At 43.9% G+C, this 6032-nt stretch carries 6 protein-coding genes and 1 pseudogene; 6 read left to right on the forward strand and 1 reads right to left on the reverse strand.

The genetic code is table 11. The annotated features are described in order from the left end of the window. A partial coding sequence (locus B3180_RS13520; protein ID WP_286845050.1) for a DUF2989 domain-containing protein occupies positions 1-654 on the reverse strand: 654 nt, incomplete at its 3' end. Positions 655-794: 140 nt separating this feature from the next. Between B3180_RS13520 and B3180_RS13525 the strand changes: the two genes are divergently transcribed. The 6 genes and pseudogenes from B3180_RS13525 to B3180_RS13550 form a co-directional block, all read left to right on the forward strand. Continuing rightward, positions 795-2240: a glyceraldehyde-3-phosphate dehydrogenase gene (locus B3180_RS13525; protein ID WP_054487791.1), complete on the forward strand. Its 1446-nt coding sequence runs from the start codon at positions 795-797 to the stop codon at positions 2238-2240. A 66-nt stretch (positions 2241-2306) separates the two neighbouring features. Then, on the forward strand, positions 2307-3434 hold the full coding sequence (locus B3180_RS13530; RefSeq protein WP_271331374.1) for a M14 family metallopeptidase: 1128 nt from the start codon (positions 2307-2309) through the stop codon (positions 3432-3434). Positions 3435-3479: 45 nt separating this feature from the next. Continuing rightward, positions 3480-5156 carry an alanine/glycine:cation symporter family protein gene (locus B3180_RS13535; RefSeq protein WP_199496412.1) on the forward strand — a complete coding sequence of 559 codons (1677 nt, stop codon included), beginning with the start codon at positions 3480-3482 and terminating at the stop codon, positions 5154-5156. A gap of 128 nt (positions 5157-5284) precedes the next feature. After that, on the forward strand, positions 5285-5614 hold the full coding sequence (locus B3180_RS13540) for a hypothetical protein (RefSeq protein WP_054487785.1): 330 nt from the start codon (positions 5285-5287) through the stop codon (positions 5612-5614). A 5-nt stretch (positions 5615-5619) separates the two neighbouring features. After that, on the forward strand, positions 5620-5919 hold the full coding sequence (locus B3180_RS13545; protein ID WP_199494822.1) for a YeaC family protein: 300 nt from the start codon (positions 5620-5622) through the stop codon (positions 5917-5919). After that, a pseudogene (locus B3180_RS13550) lies at positions 5916-6032 on the forward strand (GAF domain-containing protein); the annotation flags it as partial. The gene B3180_RS13545 and the pseudogene B3180_RS13550, both read left to right, overlap by 4 nt.

Raw genomic sequence — 6032 nt, forward strand, 5'->3', positions numbered from 1 at the left:
CCAGGCAACCTGAGACCATATATAGGCTTGAGACCCATTACCTTGTTTGAGGTACATGGAGACTAAGGTTGACGGTATTTCAGGGTTAATACGATCACCGGGTTTATATAACCGTAATGCATTGTAGAGAAGCTCGAATGTTTTTTGTGAGTCCTGCTTTGCATAATAGGTGGCCAGGGCCAACTTCAGTTCAGGCGTCTCCATTTGCGGAGTCCCTTCTAAGGACAGCAGTTTTTGTAAAGCCTGGTCGTTTCCCCGGTTTGACCAATGCCAATATAACCAAAGCGGGTGGTCGGAACCGGCCGTTTTATCGGCTAACTTTTTAATGTTTTTTTGCGAGTTGATATAGGCTTCAATACGGTTTGACTGTTTTTGCTTGAGCTTTTTGTGCTCAATAGTTGAAGCTAATTCCATACATTGGGCGTACTCTTGCAGGTCACGCATTAAAAAGTATTGGTTTTCACTGGTATCTTTCTGGTGTCGCTCGTAACGACTGAATATAAGCTGCCTGCGCTCAGAGTTACACCAGTTATCGTCATTTAAGTCACTGCACATTGCGGGGTTGGACTGGCAAATTTCACGTACAGTTGGTTTTCCTTCAACACAACCGACGAGGGCAACGACAGCACTTGTAATGGCGATTCTTTTTAACATAGGCTTCAACATTTAATTAGTGAAATACGATTGTTTCTTAAAATTGGCTTCATGCCAAGCTTTTCAGTACAATATCGCGGTTTTTAAAGCGTAGCATTTTAATTAGCTCACTGACATTAGCATAGAGGACAGGGCTCACTATGAACTCTAACCAGCAAGATCCAACCTTATCAAGTTGGCAGGAACGCCAGGAATTCGCCGAGCAAATGCAACCGTTGCTTGGTAAGTTGTACCGCAACTTCGGTGTCGAAATTTTAGTTTACGGACGTTCATTATTGAATGTATCAACTATCAATATCATTAAGGCACATCGTCTTATTCTTCGTCACGAAGGGCAGAAAGTTCGCTTACGTGAAAGCTTTCCTTTCCTGCAGGCTATGGCAGAACTGAAGCTGTCACCAGCCCGAGTTGATTTGGGTAAACTTGCCTATGGTTATTTGTTTGGTGGCAAAGGCGATAACTTGTCGGTTACTGAGTATGTTCAGCGTGAATTAGCGGACATCATCGACTCGGAAGATAACATTGAGCCGCGCGATGTCGTTCTATATGGTTTTGGCCGTATCGGTCGTTTGCTGGCGCGTTTACTTATTGAGCGTAACGGTGCAAACAATAAAATGCGTTTGCGTGCAATTGTTGTTCGTGGTGGCCGTGACGGAGATTTAGAGAAACGGGCAAGTTTATTACGTCGTGACTCTATCCATGGTCTGTTTAACGGTTCAATCACCGTCGATCACGAAAACCAGAGCATAAAAGCCAACGGCACTAATATTAAAGTTATTTACTCTGATGGACCAGATCAAGTTGACTACACCCAATACGGTATTGATAACGCAATCGTTATCGATAACACAGGTATTTGGAAGGATGAAGCCGGGTTAGGTCTGCACCTTAAGTCAAAAGGTGTGAATAAAGTTCTTCTGACTGCACCATCAAAAGGTGACATTAAGAATATCGTATTCGGTGTTAACGACAATATGATTGAAGACAGCGATAGCATCGTTTCAGCTGCAAGTTGTACAACGAATGCGATTACACCTGTTCTTAAAGCCTTGAATGATGAGTATGGTATTCGTAACGGTCACGTTGAAACTGTGCATTCGTATACAAACGATCAAAACTTGATTGATAACTATCATAAAGCCGACCGTCGCGGTCGCTCTGCGCCATTAAACATGGTTATTACTTCTACAGGTGCTGCTAAGGCCGTTGCAAAAGCACTTCCTGAAATGGAAGGAAAGCTGACAGGAAACGCTATTCGTGTGCCGACACCGAACGTTTCAATGGCTATCATGAATTTGAACTTTGAAAAATCGACTAACCGTGATGAGTTAAATGATTATCTGCGTCAGGTAGCGTTGCATTCAGAGTTGGTTAATCAGATAGACTATACCGCCTCAACTGAAATTGTTTCGTCGGACTTAGTGGGCTCGCGTCATGCCGGCGTTGTCGACTCTCAGGCGACCATCGTAGAGGATGACAGGGCTGTACTGTATGTTTGGTATGACAACGAATTTGGTTACAGTTGTCAGGTTGTACGTGTAGCAGAAGCTATGGCTGGGCTAAAAGTACCTAATTTACCTAAATAATTGAAAAAGCGCCTTTAAGGCGCTTTTTTTCTAGTATTTCTTATTTAACAAAGCAAAGGGTGACGTATGCATATCACTGCAAACTTTGACAGTGGCAATATTCAGGTTATCAGCGCAAATAATGCAGATGATATCCGCCTGGCAATCAGAAAAGATCACCAATCCGACTTTTACCAATGGTTCCATTTTAAGCTGTTTGCCGAAGCCGGCGAAGAGCATGTAATGACAATAGAGAACGCATCTGGGTCAGCTTATCCAGACGGTTGGAAAGGTTATCAGACGTTAGCTTCTTATGATCGTGAAACCTGGTTCCGTGTGCCGACTGAATATAATGGTAAAGAGCTGGTTATTCGTCATACACCGGAACAAGAAAGTGTTTATTACGCTTACTTTATTCCTTATTCGTATGAGCGTCATCAGGATCTTATCCAATCTGCTCAACAGTCTATCGATTGCTACCATGAGCTACTGGGTGAAACCATTGACGGGCGTGAGTTGAACTTGCTGGTGATTGGCGAGCCGGATGAGAGTAAAAATACCATTTGGGTAACGGCTCGTCAGCATCCGGGTGAGTCAATGGCCGAATGGTTTATGGAAGGCTTTATTACTCGCTTATTGGACGACGAAGACGGCGTAGCTCGCAAATTGCTTGATGAAAACGTATTTTATGTCGTGCCGAATATGAACCCGGACGGCAGCGTTCGTGGCCATCTGAGAACCAACGCCGTAGGTACTAACCTGAACCGTGAATGGGCTGAGCCGAGTCTGGAAAAAAGTCCGGAAGTTTTCTACGTGCTAAAACGCATGCAGGAAACGGGCGTTGACATGTTCCTTGATGTTCATGGTGACGAAGACTTACCTTATAACTTCGTAGCAGGTTGTGAAGGCATTCCATCTTACGATGATCGCCATAAAGAGCTGGAAGATACCTTTAAAGCAGCGTTCTTGGCAGCAACACCTGAATTCCAGACGGAATATGGCTACGAACGAGATGAGCCGGGTAAAGCTAACATGACGGTTGCCAATTCGGCAGTTGGCGAGCGCTTCAAGTGTTTGTCTTACACGCTTGAAATGCCGTTTAAAGATAACGCGAATTTACCAGACGAAGATTTCGGTTGGTCTGTCGCCCGTTGTCAGCGTTTAGGGGAAGATGTTTTAACGGCAATGTTGGCAGTCTCACCTAAATTACGTTAAAACTAGAGTTGTATCACAAAATAATAACAACAAAGGGGGTCTTCCTTGGAAGTGCTCAACAATTTTTTGCTTTGGATTGATGGGTTCTTAGGTTCTGCAGCCTATTTCCCATTTATTTTGCTCGGTGTCGGTTTATTTTTCACCTTATATCTTGGCTTTCCTCAAGTGCGCTATTTTCGGCATGCCTGGAGAGTACTAGCGGGCAAGTTTGATAAAAAAGACTCGCAAGGTGATACCAGCCACTTTGAAGCGTTATCTACCGCTTTATCCGGTACCGTCGGTACCGGTAATATCGGCGGCGTCGCACTAGCCATTTTTTTAGGTGGTCCGGCGGCTATTTTCTGGATGTGGATGACAGCATTCCTTGGTATGACCACGAAATTTGTCGAAGTTACTCTGTCGCATAAATATCGTGTTAAAACCGAAGACGGAACGATGGCAGGCGGTCCAATGTATTACATGGATCGTCGTCTGAATATGAAATGGCTGGCTGTAATTTTTGCCATTGCAACAATCATCAGTTCGTTTGGCACCGGGAATATGCCGCAAATTAATAATATCGCCCAGTCGATGGAACAGACCTTTGAGATTGATCCGATCTGGACTGGCGCCATTTTATCGATTTTGCTGGCGATGGTTATTATTGGCGGTATTAAACGAATCGCGGCGGTTACCTCGAAAATCGTACCGATAATGGGGATTCTTTATGTTATCGGTTCTTTGAGCGTTATTTTCTTCAATATCGATAACATTGGTGAGTCGTTTGTTTCTATTTTTCGTGATGCCTTCACTGGTTCAGCTGCGGCTGGCGGGTTCCTTGGTGCAAGCTTTGCTTATGCCTTTAACCGTGGTGTAAACCGTGGTTTATTCTCGAACGAAGCCGGTCAGGGTTCTGCTCCTATTGCACACGCATCGGCAAAAGCGAAAGACCCTGTAGCTGAAGGTTTGGTTTCGATTCTTGAGCCGTTCCTGGATACCATTTTAATTTGTACTTTAACCGGTTTGGTTATTTTATCTTCGGGTGTTTGGACTGAGAAGTTTGAGAACAATTTTGCCCGAAGTGATCTGGATTTTGTTGTCGGTGAATACAACGACGTTGACAGCGAAGACAGACAAGAACTGTATAAGTACTTAAATGGTATTAGCGATACTGAAATAAAACGTTACTCGGGCACTTTACAAGTTGTAGATGGCCAGGCTCAGACGAATGGTGAAATCACGATTTTACACGCGCGTTCTGTTGCTGAAGATGTACGTTTTGTTATCGCAGGAGAAGATGCCTACAACGGTCAGGTTAGAATTGAAAATGGTAATCTGATCAAAGAGGATATTCAGGTTGTTGGTAAGTCATTAGTGCACTCAGCGGCTCTTACCTCACTGGCTTTTGCAAACGGTTACTTTGGTGATTACGGTCAGTATATTATTCCAATTACCTTATTAATGTTTGCATTTTCAACTGCCATTGCCTGGTCTTATTATGGCGACAGGGCGGTTGTCTACCTGGTTGGGCAGAAAGGTGTGATGCCTTATCGCATACTGTATGTGGCAGGCTTCTTCTGGGCGTCTTTTGCCGATACAACGTTGGTTTGGACAGCCTCTGCCGTTGCCATTGTCTTAATGACATTACCCAACTTATTGGGCATGATTTTACTTCACCGCGAAATGAAATCGACCGTTAAGTCGTACTGGAAAGACTTTGGTGATGCCGATAAGAAGAAGTGATTTATGGCAATAAACTGAAGCTAAGCGGCCAACGAAAAGTTGGCCGTTTTACTTTTATTCCCGGGTAACGCTTGAAATTAAGAGCAAAAGCCTTATATTGCAAGGACTGCATAAGAGATAGGTTGTATATGGCGTTAACACAATGTCCTTCGTGTAATAAACGAATTTCAAGCAAAGTAAAAGAATGTCCGCATTGTCAGTTTGTGCTGGCCGGTCAGTCAAAGGAAGATATGGAACGTGAGTGGCTAAGACTTAAACAAGAAAAGTCTGACAAGCTGGTGTCTCGTTCAATGCTCGCCTTACTTATTGCTATCGCTGCTTTTACTTACTTGTTCATGCAACAGCCTATGCCTAACACCTGGCAGTATGGTATCGCTGTTGGGGCGATGGTTGGTGGAGTCGTCTGGTTTTTAATCAACCGTGTGCAACTTCTCTTCTTAAAAAAGAAAAAGCGGTAACCCCTATGCAATTCGACGATTTAATTAAAAGTATGAACCAGGAGGTCTATGAACGCCTGGTACAAGCTGTTGAAACGGGGAAATGGCCTGACGGCAACCGTTTATCTGACGAGCAACGTGAAAACTCCATTCAATTAGTTATGGCTTATCAGGCGCGCTATGCAAGCTCTGATGAGGCCTTTACTATTGGTGCTAATGGAGAGATGGTGACAAAAACAAAACGCGAGCTTAAAGAGCAGTTTAAAGACACTCCCGAAGAATCAATCGCGCGTTTTAAACTCGATGGACAAGAAGGCGGACTATGAGCTCTCAGCTGTATTCAGATTTGTTAGCCCAAAGCAGGGCATTAACAGGGGCGGAGCCTGACTTAATTGCAAACCTCGCGAATATTTCTGCGCTACTTTACGAACATATTGAT

This window comes from Idiomarina sp. UBA4206 (genome assembly GCF_002383015.1).
GTDB classification, from domain to species: Bacteria; Pseudomonadota; Gammaproteobacteria; order Enterobacterales; family Alteromonadaceae; genus Idiomarina; species Idiomarina abyssalis.